Annotated in this window: 20 protein-coding genes; 14 read left to right on the top strand and 6 right to left on the bottom strand. The window is 58.2% G+C overall.

Features of this window, described 5'->3' with window-relative positions; genetic code table 11:
• Positions 1-27 precede the first annotated feature (27 nt).
• The 6 genes from ABY734_RS10935 to ABY734_RS10910 all read left to right on the top strand — a co-directional run bounded on the left by ABY734_RS10935 (position 28) and on the right by ABY734_RS10910 (position 7,772).
• The gene (locus ABY734_RS10935; protein ID WP_372779160.1) at positions 28-2,361 is read left to right on the top strand and encodes a TonB-dependent receptor; all 2,334 of its coding nucleotides are present in this window, start codon (positions 28-30) and stop codon (positions 2,359-2,361) included.
• Between the two features lie 198 nt (positions 2,362-2,559).
• Positions 2,560-3,315: a DUF3348 family protein gene (locus ABY734_RS10930; RefSeq protein ID WP_372779159.1), complete on the top strand. Its 756-nt coding sequence runs from the start codon at positions 2,560-2,562 to the stop codon at positions 3,313-3,315.
• Positions 3,312-5,402 (top strand): DUF802 domain-containing protein, encoded by a 2,091-nt coding sequence (locus ABY734_RS10925; protein WP_372779158.1) that lies wholly within the window; start codon positions 3,312-3,314, stop codon positions 5,400-5,402. Before ABY734_RS10930 ends, ABY734_RS10925 begins: the two co-directional genes overlap by 4 nt.
• Positions 5,402-6,040: an OmpA family protein gene (locus ABY734_RS10920; protein ID WP_372779156.1), complete on the top strand. Its 639-nt coding sequence runs from the start codon at positions 5,402-5,404 to the stop codon at positions 6,038-6,040. Before ABY734_RS10925 ends, ABY734_RS10920 begins: the two co-directional genes overlap by 1 nt.
• Entirely contained in the window at positions 6,033-6,695 is a 663-nt protein-coding gene (locus ABY734_RS10915) for a DUF2894 domain-containing protein (RefSeq protein ID WP_372779154.1), read from the top strand. Before ABY734_RS10920 ends, ABY734_RS10915 begins: the two co-directional genes overlap by 8 nt.
• Positions 6,696-6,863: 168 nt before the next feature.
• Positions 6,864-7,772, top strand: a complete 909-nt coding sequence (locus ABY734_RS10910) for a TIGR01777 family oxidoreductase (protein WP_372779152.1) — start codon at positions 6,864-6,866, stop codon at positions 7,770-7,772.
• Here the strand turns inward: ABY734_RS10910 and ABY734_RS10905 are convergent, their stop codons facing one another.
• From ABY734_RS10905 to ABY734_RS10890, 4 genes are all read right to left on the bottom strand, one after another.
• A complete protein-coding gene (locus tag ABY734_RS10905; RefSeq protein ID WP_372779151.1) occupies positions 7,773-8,549 on the bottom strand; it encodes an alpha/beta hydrolase in 777 nt (258 codons plus the stop codon). It abuts the gene before it with no gap.
• Positions 8,536-9,702 (bottom strand): acyl-CoA dehydrogenase family protein, encoded by a 1,167-nt coding sequence (locus tag ABY734_RS10900; RefSeq protein WP_372779149.1) that lies wholly within the window; start codon positions 9,700-9,702, stop codon positions 8,536-8,538. Before ABY734_RS10900 ends, ABY734_RS10905 begins: the two co-directional genes overlap by 14 nt.
• A 73-nt stretch (positions 9,703-9,775) precedes the next feature.
• Positions 9,776-10,411, bottom strand: coding sequence for a flavin reductase family protein (locus ABY734_RS10895; RefSeq protein ID WP_372779147.1), 636 nt, complete (start codon positions 10,409-10,411; stop codon positions 9,776-9,778).
• A gap of 58 nt (positions 10,412-10,469) precedes the next feature.
• On the bottom strand, positions 10,470-11,459 hold the full coding sequence (locus ABY734_RS10890) for an AraC family transcriptional regulator ligand-binding domain-containing protein (RefSeq protein WP_372779145.1): 990 nt from the start codon (positions 11,457-11,459) through the stop codon (positions 10,470-10,472).
• Between the two features lie 98 nt (positions 11,460-11,557).
• Here ABY734_RS10890 and ABY734_RS10885 point away from each other — a divergent pair, with 98 nt between their 5' ends.
• Genes ABY734_RS10885 through ABY734_RS10860 form a run of 6 tightly spaced genes read left to right on the top strand, consistent with a single transcriptional unit; the run spans position 11,558 to position 18,696 of the window.
• Complete coding sequence (locus ABY734_RS10885; protein WP_372779144.1) at positions 11,558-12,874, top strand: flavin-containing monooxygenase; 1,317 nt, start codon at positions 11,558-11,560, stop codon at positions 12,872-12,874.
• The gene (locus ABY734_RS10880; RefSeq protein WP_372779143.1) at positions 12,871-13,803 is read left to right on the top strand and encodes a bile acid:sodium symporter family protein; all 933 of its coding nucleotides are present in this window, start codon (positions 12,871-12,873) and stop codon (positions 13,801-13,803) included. Before ABY734_RS10885 ends, ABY734_RS10880 begins: the two co-directional genes overlap by 4 nt.
• Positions 13,793-14,740 (top strand): SDR family oxidoreductase, encoded by a 948-nt coding sequence (locus tag ABY734_RS10875; RefSeq protein ID WP_372779141.1) that lies wholly within the window; start codon positions 13,793-13,795, stop codon positions 14,738-14,740. The genes ABY734_RS10880 and ABY734_RS10875 overlap by 11 nt, the downstream gene beginning before the upstream one ends.
• The gene (locus ABY734_RS10870; RefSeq protein ID WP_372779140.1) at positions 14,737-15,522 is read left to right on the top strand and encodes an SDR family NAD(P)-dependent oxidoreductase; all 786 of its coding nucleotides are present in this window, start codon (positions 14,737-14,739) and stop codon (positions 15,520-15,522) included. The genes ABY734_RS10875 and ABY734_RS10870 overlap by 4 nt, the downstream gene beginning before the upstream one ends.
• Entirely contained in the window at positions 15,522-16,304 is a 783-nt protein-coding gene (locus ABY734_RS10865) for a sulfite exporter TauE/SafE family protein (protein ID WP_372779139.1), read from the top strand. Before ABY734_RS10870 ends, ABY734_RS10865 begins: the two co-directional genes overlap by 1 nt.
• A gap of 37 nt (positions 16,305-16,341) precedes the next feature.
• Positions 16,342-18,696, top strand: a complete 2,355-nt coding sequence (locus ABY734_RS10860) for a TonB-dependent receptor (RefSeq protein WP_372779138.1) — start codon at positions 16,342-16,344, stop codon at positions 18,694-18,696.
• Here ABY734_RS10860 and ABY734_RS10855 read toward each other — a convergent pair.
• Positions 18,680-20,041, bottom strand: coding sequence for an alanine/glycine:cation symporter family protein (locus ABY734_RS10855; protein ID WP_372779137.1), 1,362 nt, complete (start codon positions 20,039-20,041; stop codon positions 18,680-18,682). The genes ABY734_RS10860 and ABY734_RS10855 overlap by 17 nt on opposite strands.
• A 108-nt stretch (positions 20,042-20,149) precedes the next feature.
• Between ABY734_RS10855 and ABY734_RS10850 the strand changes: the two genes are divergently transcribed.
• Positions 20,150-21,544, top strand: a complete 1,395-nt coding sequence (locus ABY734_RS10850; RefSeq protein WP_372779135.1) for an alkaline phosphatase PhoX — start codon at positions 20,150-20,152, stop codon at positions 21,542-21,544.
• A gap of 16 nt (positions 21,545-21,560) precedes the next feature.
• On the opposite strand, the gene ABY734_RS10845 is transcribed toward ABY734_RS10850, so the two are convergent.
• On the bottom strand, positions 21,561-21,989 hold the full coding sequence (locus ABY734_RS10845; RefSeq protein WP_372779134.1) for a DUF1330 domain-containing protein: 429 nt from the start codon (positions 21,987-21,989) through the stop codon (positions 21,561-21,563).
• 280 nt (positions 21,990-22,269) lie between these two features.
• On the opposite strand from ABY734_RS10845, the gene ABY734_RS10840 reads away from it, so the two are divergent.
• On the top strand, positions 22,270-23,151 hold the full coding sequence (locus ABY734_RS10840; protein ID WP_372779133.1) for a DMT family transporter: 882 nt from the start codon (positions 22,270-22,272) through the stop codon (positions 23,149-23,151).
• Positions 23,152-23,194: the final 43 nt, after the last annotated feature.

Below are 23,194 nucleotides of genomic sequence, written 5' to 3'. Positions count from 1 at the left end.
AATAACTATAAAATCGAGCACTCCCGGATGACAACATCACACTGCCGCGTTGCTGCCAGCCTGCTGACAGCCTTTTCACTTACGACCCTGGCCCAAGCCCAGGAACAAGCACAGGAACAGCCTGGCGAGGGGAAACCCGCCGCCATGATTGAAGAGGTCTTTGTTACCGCCAGCAAACGCACCGAATCCATTCAGGAAGTTTCGGCTGCCGTTTCCGCCTTTTCCAACGAGCTGATCAAATCAAACAACATCGATGGCTTTACCCAGCTGGCCGATATCACCCCCGGCCTGGTAGCGCGCAACGATCGCGAAGGCAACGACATCAGCATTCGCGGCATAGGCAAAGCCTTCGGTGGCACCTCACCGGTGGCCTACCACATCAACGGTTTCTTCGTAGACTCGACCGAACCCTTTTACGACGTTCAGACCATTGAAGTCATTCGCGGCCCCTCCGGTACGGTCTATGGCAGAAACGCTACCGCCGGCGCGGTTGATGTGAAATGGCAGCGACCGGTTGACCACTGGGAAATGGGTGGCGACTTACAGATAGCGCCCTACGACAACCGTCGGGTGCGCAGTTTTATCAACGCGCCAGTTGCTGAAGGCATTAATACTCGCTTTGCCGCCCTTTATGAAGAACGCACCGGCTACCTCGATAACGAACTGGCCTCTGGCGACGAAGAGCCTGAAAGTTTTTCTCAATATTTGTACCGCGGCATCATTGAGGGATATGTCAGCGAAAACCTGCGCCTTGCCCTGCACGCCATCAAGTACAACAAAACCACCAACGCGCATATGGTCGCCAGCCCTTCCATTTCCACCCGTCAGAGCGAGCGCTACGAAAGTTTTGGCGTCAAACCCATGCCGCTCGATTTGCTCAAAGTGCGTTCCCAGCAGTATCAGGATTTCGGCCCGGCCGACGACAAAAGCAGCCGCATCGTAACCGACCTTACCTGGAGCCTTGAAGACCTGTGGCTACTGGGCAGTATTGATATCGACTTTATTGGAGGCGTCGAGCGGAGGCGCGAACACCGCTACAACGACCTTGACGGCACTGAAGTTCAAATCGTTGAAACTGACAATTATTTCAGCGGCGTAGGCCGCAACGCAGAACTGCGCTTTACCTCGCAGAACGGCAGTGGCATTGACTGGATATTCGGATTGTTCTGGTACCGGGATGACGACCATCAGGATCGTTTCGTCGTCGCCCGCACCCAACAGAATCTGGGACAGCTGTTTTTTTCGCCCATCAATTTGCCCGGCGGTCTGGCAGATCGCATCTTCGACGCCTATGTCGTTACCAAAGACCTGAACCAGAACACGAAAAACGAAGCGGCGTTTTTCAATGTCCGCGCCAATCTGCGGGATAGGGTATCCACCCTGCCGGAAATCGAATTGTTCGCCGGAATCCGTTACAACCGCGATGAATACCGCCTGTTGGTCGAGCGCGACACCGCCTCAGCCCAAGACGCCCAGACCGGCCAACCCAACCCACCCTTTGTGGTGTCCGACCAGTCCTTTGACGCGCCAGGTGAATCCACCGCTCGCACCGGCGAGATTGGCGGCAAATGGTTCTACAGCGAAGAGGGCATGGTCTACGGCAAATATGCTACCGGCTACAAGCCCGGCACGGCCCAGATACTGACCAGCGGGGCACTGAATCAGGTCGACCCGGAATTTCTCAATATGATCGAGATCGGTTGGAAAACCGCCCTATTCGACAACCGCTCATTGACACTTAACCTGTCGGCCTTTGATTACTCCTACGAAGACCTGCAGGTCTCGAAAATCGTGGTCACTGGCATTGAATTAAACAACGCTGGCGCCGCCTCCATTCGCGGGCTTGAAGCCGAGCTGCAATGGGCGCCACTGCCCAACTTTCTCGCACATTTCTCCTTCGGCTGGCTGGATGCAAAATTTGAGGAATTCTGCGGCCGCGACGATGAGCTGGAAAACCAGGCCACCCAGCCCGGCTGCGACGCAGACCAACCCCACAATTTCGAAGGCGCCCGCATGAGCGATGCCCCCGAATTTACCTTCGGCGCCCTGCTGCGCTACACCTACCCACTGGACGCCTGGGGCCGACTGACCGGGCTGCTCAAGTTCAGCTGGTCAGACGACTATCAGCGCCGCCCCTACGACAATCCCATCGATACGGTCGATGCGCACCACAAAACCGATATCCGCCTGAACTGGAACAGCCCGGCTGACACCTACCAGGTCGGAGTTTTCGTCGAGAATCTGGAAAATCACGACGATATCTTTACCCACCATTTCTCCCAACCCGACCCCGGCAACTATTCGCTGATTGCGCCGCAGCCGCCGCGCACGGTCGGGCTGGTGGTTGAAGCCAACTGGTAGCGGGCTAAGGGCAGCTAAGCTCCTGTTTTCGCAAAACAAAATTTCAAGCACGAGTCAGCACCGCAAATCCCTGTAGAGCGCGGGCTGCCGCCAACTTGATGCCACCGTCAAAATGGCGATAATGACCCACCAAAAAAAGCGAACCGGGCCGCCGTTCAGGCACTTTCGCCCACCAGTTTCCCGAAGATCCGGACTTTTATGAGCCAGGCCTCAGCCGCCCCCGACAGCAAAAGCCAGCCCGCACTCCTGCATACGCTGACCAGCCTGAAGCTGCTGGAAGGCGGTCCAACGCCAAACTACAACTTAGCCGAACGTCTCGGCGATCAGATCAATCTGTCAGACTCGATCTCGCTGGCCAGAGCACTGATGTCTCTGGACAAGGTAAAACTCGGCGACAATGTGTCGCTGGAACGCCCGCAGCGACAGTTTCTCAACGCCCGTGGTGGTATGATCCGCTTTATCCTGCGCAGCTTTGAGCCCGGCGAAACCAACGTGCCTTTTATGGTGCCCGCGACCAACCGAGCAACGCTGGATGACCCGGCGGAAGGCGTAAAACCCTACCTGCGCTTTTATTCGCTTCACCAGAGCGAGATGGATCACCGAGTCAGCAAACTGCGCAAGTCCCTGCGCGGTTCGCTGGCCCTGGACGGGCCACCGCGCTCCCGGCTCGCGGCTCTGGATCGGATTGTCGACGACACCTTTGGCGAATACGGTCGCCATGTGCTGGGCGGCGTGACTCGCCTGCTGGGTGAGCATTTCTCAACCCACAGACAAGCTTTTCTAGATTCGGCCGATGCCGAGCAACTTACCGACCCCGCCGCCTGGACGACCGAAGGTGGCTGGATTCACGGTTTTCAACAGGACATGCAGCAAATGCTGCTGGCGGAACTTGACCTTCGCCTGCTGCCCGCCCGCGCCCTGCTGGATGCCCTGGAAACACAGGACAAGTCATGACACGAACCGTTTCCATTATTCTCTTTTCCCTCGGCGCCGTCGTGGTGCTGTGGATGGGCTCCAGCTTTGTTACCAGCAGTATGCTGGCCCTGCTGGTCAGCGTATTGATCGCCGCCGCCTATACCACCGGCTTTGTCGAGCTGCTGCGCTACCAGAGCGAAACCGGCAAGCTGCAGCACGCCCTCAATAGCGCCGAACACCCGGTGACTGACCTCAGCGAATGGCTGCGCCCCCTGCCGCCCTCGCTGCGCTTTTCAGTGCGCCAGCGGATTTACGGCGAAGCCACAGGCTTGCCCGCACCGCTGCTGACCCCCTATCTGGTCGGCTTGCTGGTCATGCTTGGTCTGCTGGGAACCTTTCTCGGCATGGTGGAAACCCTTCAGGGTGCTGTGGGCGCCTTGCAGGGCAGCAGCGAGCTGGAAGCCGTGCGCGAAGGGCTGGCTGCCCCCATCGAGGGCCTGAGCCTGGCCTTTGCCACCTCCGTCGCCGGTGTTACTGCCTCGGCCATGCTTGGGTTGATCTCCACCCTCAGCCGCCGCGAGCGACTGCTGGCCTCGCGCCAACTTGACTCAGAAATGGCCGATGCTTTCAAAAGCCATTCACTGAGCTATCAGCGCCGCCAAACCTACGAAGTACTGCAGGCCCAGGCCACCGCCCTGCCTGCAGCCGCCGCCCAGCTAGGCCAGCTGGCCGAGCAATTCGATGCCCGCTTTCAACAACTGGCGGATAAGCTCTCCGACAGCCACAAAGCGCTGCAGGACAGCCTGTCGGCGCAGCAGCGCGAGCTGAATCAGAATGTCAGCGATGCCCTGAGTGCCGGCTTTCGCGACACCGGCAAACTCGCCGCGGAAAGTGCCCAGCCTATTCTGCAGGATTTCATTCAAACGCTTGGCCGGGAAAGCAAAGCAACACAGGAACAGGTCGCGAACGCCGTCGCCCAGCAGCTTTCTGCCATCAGCGGTGAGCTTGAGAAATCTACCGGGGCGCAGCAGGAACACTGGCAGCAAATCCTGCAGCAACACCAGCAGGGCAGCAATGAGCTGATCGAGCAGATCAACCAGCAGATTCAACAGGCACAGGCTCAGTTCACCCAAAGCAGCGAAGCGCTGTTCAAAGGCCTGCAAAACACCAACAGCGACTGGCTCGAAAAGAGCCAGCAGGCCGAGCAGGATCGTTTGCAGCACTGGCAAACCCAGATTGAAAGCAGCGCGCACCGGCTGGCGCAGGCCAGCACTGAGCTGGCAGACAAAGCTCGCGACAACAGCAACGCCTATCAGGAAAAGATCAATCAGCTGCTGGAGCAAAGCAGCGCGCTGCTCCAGGCGCAACAGGAACGCGACGACCAGTGGCAGCAACAGGCCTCGCAGCACCTGCAGGCCCTGATCAACAGTGCCAGCGAACAACTGCAGAAACTGCGCGACGAAGAAAAGCAGCGCGGAGAAGCCGCCGCCGCTCAATTGGCAGCCCTGCAGGAAAGCAGCGCACAACAACTGGCCAAGTTGGGCGCCGCACTGGAAACGCCCATGTCCCAGCTGATCGAAACCGCCTCGGAGGCGCCCCGTGCGGCGGCCGAAGTGATTGCCCAATTGCGCGGCGAAATCAGTAAAAATATCGAGCGCGACAACAGTCTGCTCGAAGAGCGCCGCGATACTCTCAGCAAGCTGGAGAGCCTTTCCGCCAGCCTCGAAGAAAACGCCCGCTTGCAGCGCGAAGCGGTGCAATCCATGTTGGAAGGCTCGAACGAAAAACTCGGCAGCGTCGCCGAAGCCTTCGAACAGAAAGTTGCCAGTGAAAGCGAGGCTCTCAGCGAGCAGATTGCGCACTTCTCGGCCAGCACAGCAGAACTCACCGCCCTCGGCGAGGTCTTCACGGCTGCGGTTCAGCAGTTTGGCGAAGCAAACGGCAATCTCATGTCGCGACTGGAAAAAATGGAAGAGGTATTGGCCTCTACCGGACAGCGCAGCGACGAGCAAATGGAGTACTACCTGAATCAGGCCCGTGAAATCATCGACCACAACCTGCTGACCCATCAGGAACTGCTAGCCAGGCTGCAGTCTGAAACTACCGCAAACAACGGTGACGCTTAATGGCGGATCTCGACAACAGTCTCGAGCAGGAGCCCCCCATCTGGGCCGTATTCGGCGACCTGATGACCGGTCTGGTCGGCGTGTTTGTCTTGCTGCTGGTATGGGCGCTGGGCTTTCAACTGGAACTTTCGCAGTCTCTCAAGCAGGAAGTCGCCAAGCGCGAAGCGGAACAATCCCGGCGTCAGGCTCTGGAACAAGCCCTTGCCGCACCACTGTCCCAAGGTCGTATTACTTTTGAACAGGGCCGCATCGGCATCAGCGGCAGCGTTCTGTTTGAACTCAATTCCGCTGAATTGCAGGACGAAGGTCGTGCCCTGCTGGAAAGCCTGCTCCAACCCCTGCAGTTTTACCTGAGTGAGCACGACCAGATCCTGATGGTCAGCGGTTTTACCGATGACCTGCCGATTCAGGAGGGCAATCTTAATTTCAATGACAACTGGGAGCTGTCCGCACAGCGGGCGCTGACCGTCACCCGCGCCCTGATCGACGCCGGCATGCCCGCCGAACTGGTGTTTGCCGCCGCCTTCGGCGCCCAGCAACCGGTCGCCTCCAACGCCGATGCCGAGGGCCGCGCCCGCAATCGGCGCGTGGAAATGGCCCCGGTACCGCGCGCAGGCAATCGCGAAGACAATGACTGACCAACCCGACCCCGCGCAACTGAAAGAAAAACTCGCTCAGTGGCGAGAGCAGGCTGACACCTCAAGCCCGCCGCTATCTCTGCTGCTCGCTGAAAACCTGCTGGCGCGTGCGGAAGGCGAGCGCGAAGCAGTCGCCCAGAGGCTCTATCACAAAGTGGATAAATGCCTGCAGCAAGCCCTGCCGAGCAAGCCGCCGGCACAGCGAGCCGCTGAAGAGCAAAAGCCTTCGCCGCTGAGCCAGCTAATCAAAACGCTGCGCAGCAACAGCTCACAGCCCCAAGCCGCACCACTCAGCAAACTGGATAGGCAACTGCAGGAACAGAACAGGAAGCTCTTTGGCGAGCCTGAAATGGCTGTCTGTCAGATGCAGGAAACAACAAACGAAGCGGACGGTTTGCGCGCTGCAAGCAAGTTTCAACAGTTCAAGCTAATGAACGCAAAACACCGAAAAGTGCGCATTGCGCTGGAGCAGAAACCGGAAAACCCCGGACCCCTGAACCCTCATATGCTCGCCGTAAAAATCCTGAACGAAATTCAGGCGGTTTCTCCCGCCTATCTCGATCGGCTCGTCAGCTATATGGACGCACTCAATGTGCTGCAGCACAACCGGGAAAAGAAAAAGAAGAAGACCGGGCGCAACAAAAGCCGCAAATAAGCGCGCATCCTATATATCCCTCGCCAGCCCAACCAGGGCACAGCACAGCCACCGCACCATGAATCGAATCGGGACAGCCCCTGCTTTGCGTACTATAGTGAGATAATTGAACGTGTGCGTAAAAGCGCAGAAAAACGCAGTAGACTGAGCCAATAAAGAGGTGACGAAGTGTCGGATTCTGGACCACAGATACTGCTTACCGGGGGCACCGGTTTTGTCGGCAGCCACCTGACAAGCGCCCTGATTGATCAGGGCTACCGCGTCACAATACTGACGCGTAAAAAGCGCAAAAAATACAAGGACAGCGAAGCCTTACGTTATATAGAGGCGCTACCACCGCCCGATCAGCCCTGGCCGTTCGAAGCCATCATCAATCTCGCAGGCGAAAACCTCTTTGCCCGACGCTGGACGGATAAACAGAAACAACGCCTGCGGGAAAGCCGGCTGCAGCTCACCAACCAACTGGTTGATGGCATTAGGGCCAACTCGAATATCAAGCGTTTGCTTTCGGCGTCAGCCATTGGCTACTACGGGGCCAGCGATTCGCCCGCTCTCAATGAAAGTGCACCGCCGGGAGAGGATTTCGCAGCGCATCTTTGCCGGGACTGGGAAGCCTGCGCGCGACAGGCTGAGGACGCCACCACTGTGCAATGCCTGCGCATTGGTGTTGTGCTTGGCCGGGGCGGCGCACTTAACAACCTGCTACCGCCCTTCCAGCTGGGTCTCGGAGGCCCGATTGGCTTCGGCAAACAGGGCTTCAGCTGGATTCACATCGACGATCTGGTTGCCCTTTTCCTGGCTTGCCTGCGCGGCGAGATCAAGGCCGAGGTTATCAATGCCACCGCACCGCAACCAGTCAGTAATCGGGATTTTGCCAAGGCGCTCGGCAGGACGCTGCATCGACCTGCGATTATTCCCATGCCGCCTCTGGCCCTGCGACTGATACTGGGGGAAGTCTCTGCACTACTGACCACCGGCCAGTTTGTGATTCCGGAAGCGGCACTGCAGGAGGACTTTCAGTTTCGTTTTCCTACCATCGACGATGCCCTGTCAGAAATTCTCGCGCAACCAGAATAGCTACTGCGCTGCGCACTCAGTGGCTAATACCTCAGCAACCAGGGTGATCGCACGGGTGTTGTGAGAAAACCCGATATGACTGGCGTTAACCTTGCGGTAGCGGATTGCTTTGTCGTTTTGAAGCCGGGCTATGGAGGTGGACACGATCCCGTCGCGTTCGCTGTAAATGACGGTGACTGGCACCGACGGCGTCCGCCATTCGGCTCCCGCACACCAGCCCGCATAATCCTGCCCCTCTAGCGGGACCTGACTGCCGCTGATCCGACGCATGACATTAAACAGTGTGGTACCGCGCGGATCGCCAAAGGGTGAACCGAGGGTAATCACCTGACGCACTTTGTCAGGCATCGACTGGGCCACATCAATGGCATACACGCCACCAAGCGACCAGCCCACCAGACTCACCGGCTGCTGATACTGCTCATGGAGTTGTTCAAGACGCTGCTCGATCAGCCCCACCATTTTCCGGCGGAAGCGCAGCGCGTCATCTACCGATTGAATGCGGTCCTCACCGCGATCCAGATTGCGCCCCAATTCGAGGCCGTGACTGCAATAACCCTGTCGCTTCAACGCCGCCCGCATGACCGCCATCGATCCATCGGCACCGCCGTAGCCCGGCAAGGTCAATACCGGATGACCGTCGCCGCGTGGCAAAGCACGAAGCGCACGTGGCAATTTCCAGGGCAGCGCTGCGACTTCCAGCGAGGCGCGCAATGGTTCAGAGGCTATGGCGTAAGCACTCGGCCGTCCCTCGCGGGGGCGTTCAGATAAAGACATCGCTGTTCTCTAGCCCCAACAATAGGCCACCGTGGTTGCGCAGGAAGGGTGTCGGGTTGTTGGCCACGTGGGCGCGCGCCGTATGAATATCCATAAACCGTTGCTGAATCTCACTGTCGAGAAACACCGACCGGCCACCCGCCGACGAAAACAGGCTATCGACTACACACATGCATCGCTCGATCACCTGACCTGCCTGCAAGCGGTAACGTGCACGCTCGGACAGCGGAATGGATTCGTTTCGCTCAAGACGAGCCTGCATATGATCAAAGTTGCGATACAGCAGCGCTTCGAGCTCGTCGATGGTGCAATCTGCCTGAGCCAGACGTTCCAGTGTTGCAGTGTCACCGGCCAGTTTGGTGGGATCATTGCTGGCCTTGCCATTGGCGCCCTTGATCGCAAGTCGCAAGGCCGCCCGGCAGGCGCCGATAGCCGGCGACGATACGGTGCGAATAAAGAGCTGGGCCCAGGGGAACTGGAATTGCACCTGCGGGTTCACCGCCTTGCCGGGGTTGGTGCCGAGAAAACCATCCATCTGCTTGTGGGTGCGATAGTCGGGCACAAACGCATCTTTCACCACGATATCGTTACTGCCCGTACCCTGCAGGCCCATCACCTGCCAGGTATCTTCAATGTCGTAGTCCTCGCGGGGAATCAGAAAAGTCCGGTAGCCTTCATCGGGCACAATCCCGCCCAGCAGCACCCAGCTGCAGTGATCGCAACCACTGGACCAACCCCAGCGACCACTGAAACGAAACCCGCCCTCGACCTTTTCGACTTTACCCATCGGGGCGTAGCTTGAGGACACGCGGGTATGAATTGAATCACCCCAGACATCCTGTTGGGCGCGATCATCCATCAGCGCCAGTTGATAGGCGTGAACCGCGACGATGCCGCAGGCCCAGGCGGTGGACATACAGGCCTCGGCCAACATCATCTGTGCCCTAAAGAAATGCTGCGGCATCAGCTCCAGACCGCCATAGCGGGCAGGCTGCAGGGCCAGAAAGAAGCCGGCATCCTGTAATTCGGAAACGGTCTCTGCGGGAACCCGGCGCCCCGCCTTGCACTCCTCGGTGCGCTCGCGAATACGGGGGAGCAGTGTATGAACCTTGTCCAGCAGGCCGTCTGCCCGCGCCTGAATCTCTGTGTTCATGGCTTAATCCTTGTCTTTCATATGAAGACATTTACGTTGTAGACACCAAAACAGATTCGCCACGGTCGCCAATTCAGCCCTCAACTTCGCTCGGCGGCTTGTCGGGCTTGGCATAGGCCATGCGCTTCAGGGTCTGCGTGGTGTGATAGGTATCCAGCCCCGAGAGCGCGACGGTTTGCGTCGCCTCAAGCGCCAGTGATCCATCCTCACGCAGCGCCGCATCGGGCAGCGCTGCCCATACCACCTCACCAATCACCATATGGGTTCCGTTGATGGACAGCTCTCTGTGCTCGCGCAAATAGAGCCCCATACTGACCGCCGCTTCGCGGACATAGGGCGCCGCAAAGCCGGGTTGGTAGCCCGGCGTCAAACCGCAGGCAGAAAACTCTGACACATCTCTGGGGTAGCGTGCAGCAGTCTGATGCGCCGCGGGCACTATCGCCGGGGTCACATGATTGAGAGTATAGACTTCGCTGGCGAGAATGTTTTCTAGAGTATGGCGTGGTGACTCGTCGGGCCGCACGATCAACATGATCAGCGGCGGGTGAGATCCCAGATGCACCGCCGAACTCATGATCGCCAGATTTTCGCGGCCTTCCAAGTCGCGCGTGCCCACCAGGTTGGCGGATTTGTACCCGGTAAGAGAATTGACGAAAGCAGCGCGATAGCGCGACTCCCAATTGGCGATCTGCTCTGCATCAACCAGCATAAATACACCCAAAAATTCGTGAAGTAGCGTCTACGCAAAAAACGACCGGGCAGATGCCTTAGTCTTCGCCCGCCTGCTGCGCATCGTAACTAAGTCGATATTGGGCAGGCGTGGTTCCCGCCCAACGCTTAAACGCTTTTACAAAGGCGCTCTCATCAGAAAATCCCAATGCTTCAGCAGTACGGCTGACCGTTTCACCTGCGCGCAAGAATTGCTCAGCCAGCTGCTGTAAAACAGTGGCGCGTAATAGACGAAAACTACTGCCCTCTTCCTGCAGCTTGCGCACCAGATGACGACCGCTGATGCCCAGTTGGTCAGCCACCCGCTCCTTGCCCCATCGCGGCTGTTGACGCAGCAGCTGCTGCACCTGGGCGCTGAGGCTTGCACTGTCCAGGCCGGCCAGAATATTGTCGGCCAACGGTCGCAGATGGTCGCGAATGGCAGCATTAGCCTGAATCAATGGCATGGCCTGAAGAGACTCACTGAAGCACAAGGCATCGGTATCAGCCGAGAACGCCACATCCACCGCCAGACACGCCCGGTAATCCTCGATGGACGCGGCGGGGGTACTGGTAAATTGCAGATGGCAGCCTTCGAAATCACCACCAGACACCCAGCGCGCCATATTCAGCACACAGGCCATGACCGCTTCTACTCGCTCCCGACGCCGCACACTGTAGTGAGGCTGGTAGACCAGATGGCATTGCCGGCCGTGAAAGGCCAGACTGAAATCGCCGCCTTCGCCGACAATGGGGTGATAGTCCACCAGCATGTCGAGCGCCTCGCCCAGGGTTTCGCAGCTCATCAGCAACATGCCCACCAGATCCAGATGACCGACGTGCAGTGACAGGCCCAAACGGATGCCGAGCAAGGGGTCATTGCTGAGCTGGCAGTAGGCTTCCCAGAGCTCGTCCTGCAAGGCCAGCGGAGTGCGGCCATCGGCGGGCAGCCGTGTCAGCAGACTTTCAGGCAGCACAATGCCCGAGCGCTGTGCGCCCTGCAGGATGCCTTGAGTGAACTGTTGAGTGACACTGGGTTGCGCGCGCATAGCGTCCCTAATTAACCTGAGTCCGTCCCGAAAAAGCCATCACGCCAGCCTGTGCCTCCTTTATTATGGTCTGAAAGCATAACATCAGAGGCTCCACTATGTACGCTGTCATCGGTGCCGGCCCCATGGGCCTGGCCACAGCCCGCAACCTGCAGAAGTACAACATCCCTTTTGTCGGATTTGAACTCAACAGTGACGTGGGTGGCCTGTGGGATATCGATAACCCCCACAGCACCATGTACGAATCCGCTCATCTGATTTCGTCGCGCCATATGACTGAATTCGCGGAATTCCCAATGGCCAGGGACGGGGCGCCCTACCCTCACCATTCCGAGCTGCGCCAGTATTTTCGCGACTTCGCCGCTCACTTCAAGCTCTATGACCACTATCGCTTTAACACGCGGGTGATAGCAGTGGGACCCGATGGCAAGGGCGGCTGGGAAGTGACCAGCGAATGCAATGGCGAGCAAAAGACAGATAACTTTGCCGGTGTACTGATTGCCAACGGCACCCTTCACCATCCCAACATGCCCGATCTGCCTGGCGAGTTTGCGGGCGAGGTTATGCACTCAAGCGAATATCGCAGCCCGGAGGTATTCGAAGGCAAGCGCGTACTGATTGTCGGTTGCGGCAACTCCGCCTGCGATATCGCGGTGGATGCGGTGCACCGCGCCGCCAGCGTGGATTTGAGCGTACGTCGCGGCTATTACTTCCTGCCCAAGTTTATCGCCGGTCGTCCGACTGACACCCTGGGCGGCGCGATCAAACTGCCGCGCCCGCTGAAGCAACGCCTTGATGCCACACTGATCAAGATGGTGGTTGGCAAACCCTCGGATTACGGCCTGCCGGAACCTGACTACCGGATGTACGAATCCCACCCGGTTATCAACTCGCTGGTACTGCACCATATCGGCCACGGTGATATTGCGCCGCGCCGGGACATCAAGGCTATCGACGGCCACACCGTCAGCTTTACCAATGGCGAACAGGGCGACTACGACCTGATTCTGCTGGCCACCGGCTACCACCTTCACTACCCCTTTATCGACAAAAAGTACCTGAACTGGGATCAGGGCGGCGCGCCTTCTCTATACCTCAACATATTCAACCCGAAACAGGATTCACTGTTTGTAATGGGTATGATTGAAGCCGCCGGGCTCGGCTGGGAAGGCCGTAACGAGCAGGCCGAAATGGTCGCCCTCTATATCAAGCAACGCGAAGCTGGTCGCGCATCCGGACAACACATGCAGCAGACCATTCACCAGTTTGGCGGCGAACGACTCGACGGTGGCTACAACTACCTCGAACTGGAGCGCATGGCTTACTACGTGCACAAAGACACCTACAAAAAAGCCATCGCCAAGCATATTCGTGAGCTCAAGCGAGACCTGCCTGCCAGCGAGCAGCCCGCATGAGCGACTTTTCCCAGGTTGACGTGGCGTTCAGCCCGGGCAACCTGCTGGTACTGAATGCCATCCTTGCGGGGATGATCTTCGGCGTATCGCTGAAACTGACCGGTGCGGATTTCGTGCGGGTGATTCGCCAACCCCGTGCACCGGCTGCCGGCCTGCTGGCCCAGTTTGTTCTGCTGCCCGCCATTACCTGTCTGGGCACCGCGCTGGCCGGCGTAGAGCCGCAACTGGCGCTGGGTATGATACTGGTCGCCTCCTGCCCCGGCGGCAGCTTTTCCAACGTGATGACCTGGCTGGGCAAGGCCAGCGTTCCAGTGTCAGTCAGCATGACGGCGGTTTCCAGTCTCGCCGCCATTGTGATGACGCCCTTTAACTTCACCCTTTACGGCTACCTCAACCCGCTCACCCGACCGCTGCTGCGCGAGATTTCACTGGACCCGGTCAGCCTGCTCGCACTGGTAGGTCTGGTACTGGTGCTGCCCTTGTTACTGGGTATGGCGATTGGCAAGCGCCACCCGGAACTGGCCGAAAAAGCCGACAAGCCCATGCGCGTCATCACCTTGCTGGTATTTTTACTATTCGTGGTGATTGCCTTCGCTAACAACGTCGACAGCTTTGTGCAGTACGCGGGGCAGATCCTGATACTGGTGATGATTCACAATGTGGTCGCCCTGAGCATAGGCAATGTGTCCGGCCGGCTGCTGCGACTGCCAATCGCAGAACGGCGAGCAGTCACCATGGAAGTCGGCATCCAGAACACGGCGCTGGGTCTCTCCATTATTTTTACGTTTTTCCCGGAAGCGGGCGGCATGATGCTGATCGCCGGCTTCTGGAGCTTCTGGCACCTGATTGCCGGGCTGACGCTGGCCCTGATCTGGTCGCGCCAGACACTTCCCGACGCAACACGACAGGTTAACTCTCATGGCCACTGAAAAAGTTCTGATTACCGGCGCCGCCGGCTATATCGGCTCCCGTCTAGCCGCGCGACTGGCAAAACACATGCCGGTGATCGGCGTTGATATTCGGGAGCCCGAAAGTCCCGCTGACAATTTTGAAGTCTGCGACATTCGTGATGCGCGGCTGACTGAGATCGTTACCAAACATGCGATCAGTCATGTGGTGCATCTCGCCTCGGTTCTGGAAAGTTCCGGCGACGAAGCGCGCGACTACGACATCGACGTCAACGGCACCCGCAATGTGGTTGCTGCCTGTCTGCAAGGTGGCGTGAAGCATCTGACAGTCACCAGCTCCGGTGCCGCCTATGGCTATCACGCGGACAACCCCAACTGGATAGACGAGAAAGATGCCCTGCGCGGCAACCCGGAATTTGCCTACTCCAAACACAAGGCCATGGTCGAAAACTATCTCGCCGAGGTTCGCGAGCAGCACCCGCAGTTGCAGCAATTAATTCTTCGTCCCGGCACGGTACTCGGCGCAGAAACTCGCAATCAGATCACCAATCTTTTTGATAAGTCGATGCTGCTGGGCATCAGCGGGTCGGATTCGCCTTTTGTGTTTATCTGGGATGAAGACGTACTCGACATTATTGAAAAAGGCATTCGCGAATCGAAAAGCGGCATTTACAACCTGGCCGGCGATGGCGCGCTCAGTATTCACGAAATTGCCAAGCGACTTAACAAACGTGTTATATCGATACCTGCGGGACTGTTGAAACTGGCGCTAACCATCGGCAAGGCGCTGGGCCTGACCCGCTATTCTCCCCAGCAGATCAACTTTCTGCGTTACCGGCCGGTGCTCAGCAATCGCCGCCTGAAAGAAGAGTTCGGCTACACCCCGCAGCTGACCTCCAGCGAGGTTTTCCAGCTGTTTGTTGAAAACCGACTAAAACAGGAGAGGCCGCAAGTATGAAAACCGTGTTGATCACTGGTGCCGCCAGCGGGCTGGGTTGGGAAATGAGCCGCGTGTTTCATCAGCGAGGCGATCGTCTGCTGCTGGTGGATCGCGACGCCGAAGGGTTGAGTCAGCGCGCAGCGGAACTGGGCGAGCGCGTCAGCACACTGGCCTGCGACCTGACCGACACGGACGCGGTTGAGCAGATTCGCGCCGAGGTTGAAAACGGGCTTGGTTCGCTCGACGTGCTGGTAAACAACGCCGGCATCACCCAGCGTTCACTGGCGGCCAATACCTCACCCGCGGTGATGAAAAAAGTGATGGCCGTCGATTGGCAGGCCCCCATGGAGCTGGCACTGGCACTGCTGCCAGCTCTCTATAAAACCCGGGGCGCGATTATCAATATTGGCTCAATGGCAGGCTGGATGCCGGTGCCGGGGCGCGCGGGCTACTGCGCCGCCAAGTCCGCACTGGCGCAGTTTTTCGAAGTGCTGCGCATGGAAGAAGTCGACAATGGCATTCACGTGCTGATGGTCTACCCGTCCTTTCTCGATACACCCATCGAAAAAAATGCCTTGGGCGGCGACGGCCAGCCTGCCAAACACGCACGCTCCACCATCGGTCGCATTGATGACGCCGGCGAGCTAGCGCGCAATATTGTCAGCGCACTGGAGAAACGCAAGCCGCGCCTGTTTCCCAATCGCTTTACCCTCTTTGCCAGCATTCTGTGGCGCATTGCACCCGGTTTTTTCCAACGCATGACCCGCAAACGCTTTGCGGTCGAACTGGAGCAGCGCTGATGGATTTAGCCGCTCTTTTAGAGAACCCCTGGCTATGGCTGGCCCTGTTCGTGTTTGTGGCCTACACCATTGAGGCGGTTACCGGTTTCGGCAGCATTGTGATCGCCCTGTCACTGGGCGCCCTGCTGCTGCCGATTCCTGACATGCTGCCGGTGCTGGTACCGCTCAACATCTGCATGACGGGCTATCTGGCGCTGCGCCACCGCCAGCACATTCACTGGTCCACCCTGCTGCGCCTTATTCTGCCCATTATGGGCTTGGGCACCTTGCTCGGCTACGGCCTGCGGCCCTGGCTGGGCGATGCGGGTCTGCGCAGTTTGTTTGCCCTGCTGATTATCTGGTTTGCCGGACGCGAGCTGTATTTTCTGCTGAAGGCAAATGCCTCCGCGCGCGCGACCCACGGTAATTGGTGGACCCGCGGCTGGATGCTTGCCGCCGGCGTTACCCACGGCCTGTTTGCCTCCGGCGGCCCGCTGCTGGTGTATTCACTGACCGGAGTATCCCTCGACAAGGCCCGCTTTCGCGCCACGCTGATCAGTGTATGGTTCAGCCTCAACTCGCTGCTGACCCTCATTTTCGTTGTCGACGGCAGCCTGCTGCCCGCCCTGCCACGCATTGCCGCATTTCTACCCGTGGTCGTAGTCGGTGTGATTGCAGGTGAGTGGCTCCACCACCGTATTAGTGAAGCACGCTTTCGTATCGCGGTTTTCCTGTTACTCTTGTTAACAGGCATCGCACTGCTAACAGCCAGTCTTTTGGCTGGCTATACACCCATACAATGACAAGCATTTAAGCCACATAAAAAAGGGGACTGACACCATGCCTGGCCTGACTCGACGTCTTGCGACCGCTACGACCCTGAGCCTGCTCAGCACCACTCTCGCCGCGCAACAGGCGCGGGTGATCGAGGAAGTCGTGGTTACCGCCCAGAAAACTCAGCAGAGCCTGCAGGATGTGCCCATTTCTGTGAGCGCCCTGTCCGGTGACTTTATGCAGGACAACGCCATAGGTGATCTGGTAGAGGTCTCCACTTACGTGCCCAATGTGCGAGTGGAATTTACCAGCCCCTCCTCGCCTCAGGTTTTTATTCGCGGCTTTGGTACCAACACCTTCAACCCCAGCTTCGAACCCGCCGTTGGGCTTGTGCAGGACGAGATCTTTTTCGGACGCGGCACCTACTTTACCGAGTCCATGTTTGATCTTGAGCGGGTCGAGGTTTTGCGCGGCCCCCAAGGTACGCTGTTCGGCAAGAACACCATCGCGGGCGTATTCAACGTCAGCTCGCGCAGTGCACCCGATGAAGAAGGCAGCGCCGGAAACCTCTCCTACAAACACGGCGATTTCGGCGATACCCGGCTGGAGGCGGGCGTTGGTTATCGGCTGTCACCCAGCCTGGCCCTTCGCGCCTCTGCGCTGGTGTCAGACCGTGACGGACGCATGGATAACACCAAGCTCAACCGCAAAGAAGACACCCGCAATCAGGACGCCTTTCGATTGAAGCTGGAGTGGAACCCGAGCGATGCACTGGCGGTTGACCTGGTGGCGCAAACCTCTGACACCACGCTTAACTTCTGGCCGCGCCAACTAATGAACCTGGATAACGATACCCGCGACTATCTGAGCCAGTTCGACCCACAGATTGAAGACGACCCCACTAACTTCCAGACCAGTTTCAACAATCCGGGCGAAATGTTCAAAGGCTCGGACACCGTACTCACCAACGTGAATTACTCCTTCGGTGAAATGTGGGGGCTGAATGAACTGGGCACGACTTTTATTGTTGGCGTGTCGTGGCTGGACGTTGAGCAGTTTCAGGACCTGGACGTCTCTCCTGCTGACCTGCTCAACCTTGACGAAGTGGATGACTACCGACAGGAGTCGGTTGAGTGGCGTTTTAACGGGTCTGCCAACAGTTTGTTTGGCCTGGGCAATAACGTGGAATTTATTGCCGGCGCTTACTACTTCCAGTCTGACTTTCGAATCATTGCCGACGTTATCATAGGCCAGGATATTGCCTCCTATGCGACAACCGACGATGCGCAGCAACTGCTTTCCGGCAGCAGCTCGACACCGGGCAACCCTTTTGGCGGGTTAATCGGTGGCAACCTGCCACCTCTGACTGGCTCGGTCAACGAAACCGATTACTATCGCTTTGATTATTTCCAGGACACGGAAGCGACCGCCCTGTTTGGCCAGATGACCTGGGATATAACCGAAAACTGGACACTGACCCCCGGCATCCGCTTTAACCGGGAAGTGAAAAAATCGACCCCAACCGGCACCAGCGTCTGCACTAACAAGGCATTGGCACCCTGCATTACCTCAACTGTTATCAGCGCCCAGGATTACGCCCCCGGCGAGATTGAGCGCACCGAAACCAACGTCTCGCCCAAGGTCGCGCTGACCTACTTTTTCAATAACGATGTGTCTATGTACGGCGCCTGGTCTAAGGGCTTTAAAAGTGGCGGCGTAAACTCCATTTCCTTTACCGGCGAAGATCTGGAATACGAGCCGGAAAAAGCCCAGAGCTTTGAAATTGGGGTTCGCAGCCAGATTCTTGAAAACACACTGAAGCTCAATGCCACCGCCTATCGCATGGAGTTCGACGACCTTCAGGTACTGGCCTTTAACGGTTTGTTCTTTGATGTAACTAATGCGGCCTCGGCGGTCTCACAAGGCCTCGAGCTGGATGTGCAATGGCTGACGCCCTACGCCCCCCTGACCATCAATGGCTCGATAGGCTACCTGAAGGCCGAATACGACGAGTACCCCGCAGCGCCGGCACCTATCTCAGAAGGTCAGGGCGCGCAGCAGAATCTGGGTGGCGAAACGCTTGCCTTTGCGCCGGAGTGGAGTGGCACCCTCAGCCCGACACTGGAATACACGATTGGCAGTTTCATGCTGAAAACGGCGCTGAATATCAACTACCAGAGCAGCCACTTTACCGACACAGATCTCGACCCCAATACCGAGATTCCGGACACTGTGACCTACTCTGCGCATATTTCGTTGAAGAGCCTGGATCACGGTTGGGCGCTGACGGTGGGTGGCAAAAACCTGACCGACGAGCGCGAGCTGAATCAGGTTATTGATACCGCTCTCTTCCCCGGCACCTACAACCCCAGCCAGAACCCCGGCCGCGAACTGTTTACCACCCTCAGCTTTCGCTGGTAGTGGCAAAGTAGCGGCGCGCAGCCGCATTGACCTTCGGCGCTAACAACAGCGCCGAGGTCATGGTGGGGATCGCCATCAGCGCGTACATGGAATCGATCAGGCTGACGATCAGATTCAAGGACAGCACCGCACCGCACACCACCAGCGTCGCGTAAATCCAGACATAATGATGCTGGTGCTTCGCCCCGATCAGAAAACCCAGGCACTTGCTGCCGTAATACCAGAAAGTGAAAACCGTACTCATACTGAGCACACTCACCAGCAGAGCCAGCAGCCAGGCGCCGCCGACCGGAAACAGCTTTTGAAAGGCCAGCGCGGTCAAGGTGACACCGTCGACATCCGCGCTTTGCCACACGCCACTGATCAGAATCACCAGCGCCGTGCAGGTACACACAATCAAGGTATCAATAATCGGGCCGAGCATCGCCACCAATCCTTCTCGCACTGGTTCACAGGTGCGTGCGGCGCCGTGAGCCATGGCTTCTGTGCCAATACCCGCCTCATTGGAGAAAGCCGCGCGCCGAAAGCCGGTAATGATCACCGCACCCAGCACACCGCCCGCCGCCGCCTCACCACTGAAAGCATCGCGAATAATCAAAGCCAGCGCTGCAGGCACTTCACTGGCATGGGTAATCAACACCACCGCCGTTAACAGCAAATAGCCCACAACCATAGCGGGTACCAGCACAGCAGTTACCCGACCAAGGCGCGGGAGTTGCCCCAGTGCCACCACAATAACTAACAGCGCCAGGATCAAACCAAAACCAAGCTCGAACAAAAAAAACTGATCTCCAGCCAGCCCCATCGGCACCGCCAGCGTATCGCGCACCACCTGCACCAGTTGGTTCACCTGAAAGATCGGCATGGTGCCAAGCAAACCGGCAAAGGCAAAAAACAGCGCCAGAGGCTGCCAGCGCTGCCCCAAGCCCTCGCGAATGACATACATCGGCCCACCCTGCCATTCGCCCTCGCTGTCTTTGCCGCGAAACATGACCGCCAGGGTGCAGGTATAAAACTTGGTGGCAATCCCGAGCAGGGCGCTCATCCACATCCAGAAAATGGCGCCCGGCCCGCCCATGGCAATGGCCAGCGCCACGCCCGCCACATTGCCCATACCCAGCGTGCCGGACAGCGCGGTGCTCAGTGCTTGAAAATGCGACAGCTGGCCCGGATCCTCGGAATCAGCCGGGCGCAGCAAGAGGCGCACACCCTGCCCCAGATAACGATAGGGCAGAAACCGGGAATACAGCAGAAAGAACAGCCCGCCGCCGGCCAACAATGCCACCAGCGGCGGCCCCCAAAGAAAGCCCACCAGAGCATTCAATACACTTTGTAAATCCGTCATGCAGCGAGCTTAACAAGCACGGGACCAGGTGCAAGTAACCGAACTGTCATATTTATTGCGGATAATCGTCACGAACTCAGAGCTACACGCCGCAGTAAGAGAATCGTTATGAATCCCAAAACCACCCGCCGCCGTTTGTTGCGCAATGCCTTTTATGCCTCCGCCGGCGCCAGCCTTGGCCCGTTGTTAAGCGCCTGCAATAGCTCTTCAAGCTCCTCTGCAGCCGACTCAGCGCCTTTTGTACCCGCCAATCTGAGCGAACTGAATATACCGCTCGGTCCGCTGGCCAATATCAGCGCGCTGGGGGCACCCGACCCAATTACCCAAATCGCGATACCGGCGGGTTTTGCCATTCGCGCGGTAGCAACATCGCAACTGCCGGTGCCGACGCCAGGCGCACAGACACCGCTGAGCACGTACAGCTGGCACCGCTTTCCCGATGGCGGCGCCTGCTACAGCAGGCCTGACGGCGGCTGGATTTACACCTCCAACTCGGAAGTGCCCGTCTTCCCCCTGGGCGGTTGCGGCGCCATTGCGTTCAATGCCAACGGTGAAGTGGACGATGCCTATCCCATTCTCACCCAGACCCGCCAGAACTGCGCCGGCGGCAAAACGCCGTGGAATACCTGGGTATCCTGCGAAGAAGTCAGCGATGGCCTGTGTTTCGAATGCGATCCGTTTCAGCCCGGCGAAGGCATCGCCAAACCGGCGCTGGGTAAATTCCCCCACGAGGCGATTGCAGTAGACCCCATAAACCGCGTGATCTATCTGACCGAGGATACCGGCGATGGCCGCTTCTACCGCTGGGTAGCCGACAGCGCCGATGTGGACAGCAGCGGCCGGCTGCGCATGGAACAGGGCACGCTGCAGGTGATGAATATTGCCGGGCTGGAAGACGGCGGCTACGAAGACAACGATACAGCCCTGACAACCTTGCGCCGCGTCAGCTGGAAAGATGCGGTACGCCCGGATGAAGCCCAGCCCGGCGTGCGCAGCGATATCGAAGCGGCGGGCGGCAACTCCCCCGGCACTCTTTTTGATGGCGGCGAAGGTCTCTGGTACTACGAACTGCCCGCCCCCGTCTCACCGGGTGCCAACACGCCTGAAGGCGGCAGTGTTGATACTCGCGGCTTAGTGTTCTTTACCACCAAAGGCGACAATCGGGTTTGGGCATTGGACATTGAAAACCAGCTGGTTGAGCTGATTTTCGACAACAGCCAGATCGAGCCGGACTTTGGCGATGTGGACAACCTGACTGTCAGCCCCTGGGGCGACATACTGGTAGCGGAAGACCCGCCCTCATCGCCCAGCTCACGCATTATGGTCGTGCAGCCCAATCGCCAGGCCATACCGCTGGTTGAGGTATTTCACCCCGGCTCGGAAATCTGCGGCCCGGCCTTTTCTCCAGACGGCTCCAGGCTCTATTTCAGCTCCCAGCGCCGCTTTGGCACCGGTGAAACCTATGAGCTGCGACTGCCGGACGCCATTGTTCAGAGCAACTGATCCCGGCCGACCCGCTCTATAGGCCGTCTTTCGGGAAATCGACCAGCGCGGTGTGGGTAATCACCAACCGCGCATCCACAAGCGCCGCATCCCGGTGGAAGGTCTGCGCCTGATAATCCGGGTTGGTGAGCATCGCCTGAAAGGCTTTCACATCCGGGTAGCGCACCAACAGGCACTCATCCCACACCTCGCCTTCTGGCGCAATAAAACTCAGCTGTGCGTCGCCCTGCCACACCGGACGGCCACCCACCTTCTGCAGAATGTCGGCAATGCCGGCCCCATAGCGGGCATAGGCTTTGCGACCGCTGCAGGCCTCAATGTCGTCGCGCTCACCGTAGTCCGCCTGTTCGCGAAAGCGCAGCAGGTTCAGCATGTACACCGGCTCACCGGCAGGCATCGCCAGCATGGCATCAAACTGGGCACGAGAGGGGTTTACAACGGGCATGGCAATCTCCTTTGTTATTCAAGGCCTATGCTGCATAAGCGTGACCAATCAGACAATGACATGCCTTGTCCGGTTGACACCCACATGCCGGCCCAAGTATTTACCTATTAAATTGATAACGCAGCTCCTATCATCAGGCGTGTCTTCGTTGGCATCCGGAAGCGCTTTCCTGCGCCCAATCAAGCCTGCAGAATTATTGATCTGAAAAGTGCTTCCCAATGTCGTCACCGACAATGTCAGTTCAGACAGCAGGAGAGAGCAATTGGCGAATGCGAGTACAATGTTCGTGGCTCTCGCAGCGCTATGCTGGGGGCTGTCCGGTGGTATTGGCGGAATCCTCATCGCCGAAGGCTGGGACGCCTTCGTGGTGTCCTTCTACCGGGGCGCGATCGGGCTGCTGTTTGTTCTCGCCTGGCTGGCACTGCGCCCGCAAGGCAGTGGCTTGGGCAATCGCCGCTTGTGGTTCTGGTCAGCGATTGCCGGCCTCGGCGTTGCCGGCAATTTTGCTTTCTATTTTGTGAGCATCGCGCAGGGCAGTGTTGTAGTGGCGGCAATGCTTATGTACTGCGCGCCAGTATTCGTTTATCTCGTGTCCTTTGTTCTCAAGCTGGAACAACCCACGCCACGTAAATGGTCCGCTATCGCAACTGTGATGCTCGGTATAGCGTTACTTACCCGCATCTACAACACAGACACGGCCGGCGTCACAGTGCTTGGCCTGGCAGCCGGGCTGCTTTCCGGGCTGGCTTACGCGGTATTCATCTTTGGCTTCAAATATGCGGCGCCGCACGGCAGCCCACAGGCCATTCTCGTGATAGCGTTTGCGCTACTGACTGTTGTTCTGGTCTGGCCCGGCGACGCAGACCAAACCACCACTGCCTTGACCACATCGAGCTGGCCGCTGTTCGCCGCCATTGGTGTACTCGGTGCGGGACTGTCGTTCATACTTTATATAGTCGGCCTGAGGCATACCGCGCCGGCGGTGGCCTCAATTGTGGCAATGGTTGAACCGGTCACCGCGGCGCTATTCGGCGTCGTGGTGTTAAACGAAAGCCTGACCGGGCTGCAGATGCTCGGCATAACGCTGATTTTGGTTACAGTTACTGCGGTGAGCACCGACTCAAGTGATCGGAGCCGACGTTACCGTTTACCTCATAGTTGAAGTGGGGACGACCTCACCTCTCAAACATCAGCAGGGGACGCCC

The organism is Litorivivens sp., assembly GCF_041624475.1.
Classification (GTDB): Bacteria; Pseudomonadota; Gammaproteobacteria; order Pseudomonadales; family Spongiibacteraceae; genus Litorivivens.
The sequence above is the reverse complement of the archived record's forward strand: the minus strand, read 5'-3'. Positions and strand labels throughout refer to the sequence as shown.

Bases quoted from the DNA above. Each gene is read 5' to 3' on its own strand.
- ABY734_RS10885 (WP_372779144.1), top strand. From the start codon at position 11,558: ATGTACGCTGTCATCGGTGCCGGCCCCATGGGCCTGGCCACAGCCCGC.
- ABY734_RS10880 (WP_372779143.1), top strand. From the start codon at position 12,871: ATGAGCGACTTTTCCCAGGTTGACGTGGCGTTCAGCCCGGGCAACCTG.
- ABY734_RS10845 (WP_372779134.1), bottom strand. From the start codon at position 21,989: ATGCCCGTTGTAAACCCCTCTCGTGCCCAGTTTGATGCCATGCTGGCG.
- ABY734_RS10935 (WP_372779160.1), top strand. From the start codon at position 28: ATGACAACATCACACTGCCGCGTTGCTGCCAGCCTGCTGACAGCCTTT.
- ABY734_RS10855 (WP_372779137.1), bottom strand. From the start codon at position 20,041: ATGACGGATTTACAAAGTGTATTGAATGCTCTGGTGGGCTTTCTTTGG.
- ABY734_RS10925 (WP_372779158.1), top strand. From the start codon at position 3,312: ATGACACGAACCGTTTCCATTATTCTCTTTTCCCTCGGCGCCGTCGTG.
- ABY734_RS10915 (WP_372779154.1), top strand. From the start codon at position 6,033: ATGACTGACCAACCCGACCCCGCGCAACTGAAAGAAAAACTCGCTCAG.
- ABY734_RS10900 (WP_372779149.1), bottom strand. From the start codon at position 9,702: ATGAACACAGAGATTCAGGCGCGGGCAGACGGCCTGCTGGACAAGGTT.
- ABY734_RS10920 (WP_372779156.1), top strand. From the start codon at position 5,402: ATGGCGGATCTCGACAACAGTCTCGAGCAGGAGCCCCCCATCTGGGCC.
- ABY734_RS10875 (WP_372779141.1), top strand. From the start codon at position 13,793: ATGGCCACTGAAAAAGTTCTGATTACCGGCGCCGCCGGCTATATCGGC.
- ABY734_RS10890 (WP_372779145.1), bottom strand. From the start codon at position 11,459: ATGCGCGCGCAACCCAGTGTCACTCAACAGTTCACTCAAGGCATCCTG.
- ABY734_RS10865 (WP_372779139.1), top strand. From the start codon at position 15,522: ATGGATTTAGCCGCTCTTTTAGAGAACCCCTGGCTATGGCTGGCCCTG.
- ABY734_RS10840 (WP_372779133.1), top strand. From the start codon at position 22,270: ATGTTCGTGGCTCTCGCAGCGCTATGCTGGGGGCTGTCCGGTGGTATT.
- ABY734_RS10905 (WP_372779151.1), bottom strand. From the start codon at position 8,549: ATGTCTTTATCTGAACGCCCCCGCGAGGGACGGCCGAGTGCTTACGCC.
- ABY734_RS10870 (WP_372779140.1), top strand. From the start codon at position 14,737: ATGAAAACCGTGTTGATCACTGGTGCCGCCAGCGGGCTGGGTTGGGAA.
- ABY734_RS10860 (WP_372779138.1), top strand. From the start codon at position 16,342: ATGCCTGGCCTGACTCGACGTCTTGCGACCGCTACGACCCTGAGCCTG.
- ABY734_RS10850 (WP_372779135.1), top strand. From the start codon at position 20,150: ATGAATCCCAAAACCACCCGCCGCCGTTTGTTGCGCAATGCCTTTTAT.
- ABY734_RS10895 (WP_372779147.1), bottom strand. From the start codon at position 10,411: ATGCTGGTTGATGCAGAGCAGATCGCCAATTGGGAGTCGCGCTATCGC.
- ABY734_RS10930 (WP_372779159.1), top strand. From the start codon at position 2,560: ATGAGCCAGGCCTCAGCCGCCCCCGACAGCAAAAGCCAGCCCGCACTC.